3 protein-coding genes and 1 pseudogene are annotated in these 2648 nt (G+C 67.9%); 2 read left to right on the forward strand and 2 right to left on the reverse strand.

What is annotated here, in order from left to right; genetic code table 11:
- A partial coding sequence (locus WD794_12000) for a trehalose-6-phosphate synthase (GenBank protein MEX2291033.1) occupies positions 1-713 on the forward strand: 713 nt, incomplete at its 5' end.
- Between the two features lie 58 nt (positions 714-771).
- On the opposite strand, the pseudogene WD794_12005 reads toward WD794_12000, so the two are convergent.
- Positions 772-1891 (reverse strand): annotated as a pseudogene (locus tag WD794_12005) (IS630 family transposase).
- Between the two features lie 122 nt (positions 1892-2013).
- The gene (locus tag WD794_12010; protein MEX2291034.1) at positions 2014-2361 is read right to left on the reverse strand and encodes a YnfA family protein; all 348 of its coding nucleotides are present in this window, start codon (positions 2359-2361) and stop codon (positions 2014-2016) included.
- On the opposite strand from WD794_12010, the gene WD794_12015 reads away from it, so the two are divergent.
- Positions 2360-2593, forward strand: coding sequence for an ANTAR domain-containing protein (locus WD794_12015; protein ID MEX2291035.1), 234 nt, complete (start codon positions 2360-2362; stop codon positions 2591-2593). The genes WD794_12010 and WD794_12015 overlap by 2 nt on opposite strands.
- The last annotated feature ends 55 nt before the right edge of the window (positions 2594-2648 follow it).

Here is a 2648-nt window from a genome sequence, read left to right on the forward strand (position 1 = left end):
GCACTTTCGCGTTCACGACACGACGCCAGCTCCACTCGGCTGCAAAATCAGGGTCTGACCAGGCCGACGAGGACGTGGCGCTCCTGCGGGAGCAGTTCGACGGGCGCCCGGTGCTGCTCGGCGTGGATCGGCTGGACTACACCAAGGGGATCATCGAGCGATTGCTGGCGTTCGAGGCGCTGCTGGAGCGTCGCGCGGACCTGCGCGACCGCGTGGTCCTGGTGCAGGTCGCGGTGCCCAGCCGCGACGACGTCCTGGAATACCGCCAGCTGCGCAGCCAGGTCGAGCAGATCACCGGCCGCATCAACGGCCGGTTCACGCGGCCGGGCAAGGACGTCCCGGTCCACTACCTCTACCGCTCCCTGCCGCCCCAGGCACTCGCGGCGTACTACGCGGCCGCCGACGTCATGCTCGTCACGCCGCTGGTCGACGGCATGAACCTGGTGGCCAAGGAGTACGTCGCGGTGCAGGCCGCCCGCGGCTGCGCAGGCGTGCTGCTGCTCAGCGAGTTCACCGGCGCGGCGGTGGAGCTGCGGGACGCGCTGCTGTGCAACCCGTTCGACGTGGACGGCCTGTCCCTGCTGATGGAGCAGGCGCTGACAGTGCCGGAGCCAGCACGCCGCCGCGCCATGTCCGCGATGGCCCGCCGCGTGCGGACGCACGACGTGCACCGCTGGGTCGAGGTGCAGCTCGGCGACATCAGCGCCGGGTGACGGCATCCGTCGGGGGGCAGCCGTCGAAGTAGAGGAGTCGAACGTCCATGTGTGGAGGCTAGTGGTCCGTCGTTGAATTGATCTTGCGGGTCAGTGCTGCGCGGCCTCGCTGGACCTTTTCGATGATGTCCTCTGCGGTGGTTTTCCAGACGAAGGGCTTGGGGTCGCTGTTCCACTGCGCTGCCCAGTCCAGGATCGCGGTCTCGAGCTCCGGGACGCTGGTGAACACGCCTCGCTTGAGCATGCGGTCGGTGAGTTCTTTGAACCAGCGTTCGATGAGGTTGGTCCAGGAGCTCGAGGTCGGCGTGAAGTGCAGGTGCCAGCGGCGCCGGTCCTTGTGCGCCAGCCACTTCTGGATCTCGGGGGCCTTGTGCGCGGACAGGTTGTCCAGCACGACGTGCACGGCCAGACCGCGCGGCACGGTGGCGTCGATCTGCTTGAAGAACCGCAGCACGTCCTTGGCGGTGTGGCCCTTCTGACAGTGCGTCAGGACCTCACCGGTCGCCACGTTCATCGCGGCGAACAGGTCGGTGGTGCCGTGGCGTTTGTAGTCGTGGGTCATCGTGCCGGCCCGGCCCGGGCACCATCGGCAGGCTCGGCTGGGTGCGGTCCATCGCCTGGCACTGGGTCTTCTCATCGAAGCTGAAAACGACCGCCCGCTTGGGCGGGTTGATGTACAGCCCGACGACGTCGACGAGCTTGGCCTCGAAGTTCGGGTCGTTGGAGACCTTGAAGGTGCTGACCTTCCACGGCTTGAGGTTGTGGTCGGCCCAGACCTTGGCGATGGTGTCCTTGCCGAGGCCGAACCGCTTGGCCAGCAACCGGGTCGTCCAGTGCGTCCCGCCGTCGGTCGGCTTCTCCTGACAGGTCACCCGCACGATCTCCGCGACCGTGCCCTCGGTCAGCGGGGACTTGCGGCCACGCCCTTTGGCGATCTTCCCGACGCCGTCCACGCCCTGCTCGGCAAACCGGGTCCGCCACCGCCGAACCGCGTCGGGCGTGACCTGACAGCGCCGCGCGATCTCCTGATTGGCCACCCCCTCACCGGCCCACAGCAACGCCTTGGCCTGAAGCACCTGCCGGTGCGGCAACGACGTCGACGTCGCCATCCGCTTCAACTCAACGCGCTGCGTCGACGTCAAGGACAAGGCCGGGGCAGTCATAACAGGCATGACCATATGATCCCCTGCTATATCGCAGACATCTGTTAGGCGCGCCGACCTCTCCGCCGCTAATTCACAGACGGACCACTAGGTCCAGTTCCGGGCCATCGGCAACCGCCAACCACGCCAGCTGGGCGCTAGGAGTCGAGAACTCCGGCTCGTGGCGCGTACATGATCACGGCCACGCCCGCGAGGCACACCGCTGCGCCGATCAGGTCGTACCGGTCGGGCTTGAAGCCGTCAGCGACCATGCCCCAGAGCAGGCTGCCGGCGACGAACACACCGCCGTAGGCGGCGAGGATGCGCCCAAACTCTGCGTCCGGCTGCAACGTCGCCACGAAGCCGTAGGCCCCGAGCGCGATGATCCCCGCGCCGATCCAGAGCAGCCCCTTGTTCTCGCGTACGCCCTGCCAGACGAGCCAGGCCCCGCCGATCTCCGCAACGGCTGCAAGGACGAACAAGAGGATGCTGCGGACGACGGTCATGCCTCCGCACGCTATACCGGGTCTGGACCGGGAGCGCTCGCCGGAGTGCTCGCACCCGCCCCTTGTCGCCCAGGCGTGTGGGCTCCTGATGGCCCGCCGCAGCTTGTCCACCGAGGACGCGTTCACCGAAGTCGTCCGGCGGTCGCTGACCAGCAACACGAGGCTGCGCGACGTGGCGGCCGCGTTGGTTGCCGACGCGCAGCCGGATCGCAGCGGAGCGCGCCGCCCGTGACCGTCTGACCCAGATCCGCGAGTAGTGGCTGGTTCGGGCGCGTCGTGAACAGGCA

The organism is Mycobacteriales bacterium, assembly GCA_040902655.1.
GTDB lineage: Bacteria > Actinomycetota > Actinomycetes > Mycobacteriales > SCTD01 > SCTD01.

Coding starts and splice junctions, on each gene's coding strand:
- WD794_12015 (MEX2291035.1), top strand. CDS start 2,360: ATGCCTCCGCACGCTATACCGGGTCTGGACCGGGAGCGCTCGCCGGAG.
- WD794_12010 (MEX2291034.1), bottom strand. CDS start 2,361: ATGACCGTCGTCCGCAGCATCCTCTTGTTCGTCCTTGCAGCCGTTGCG.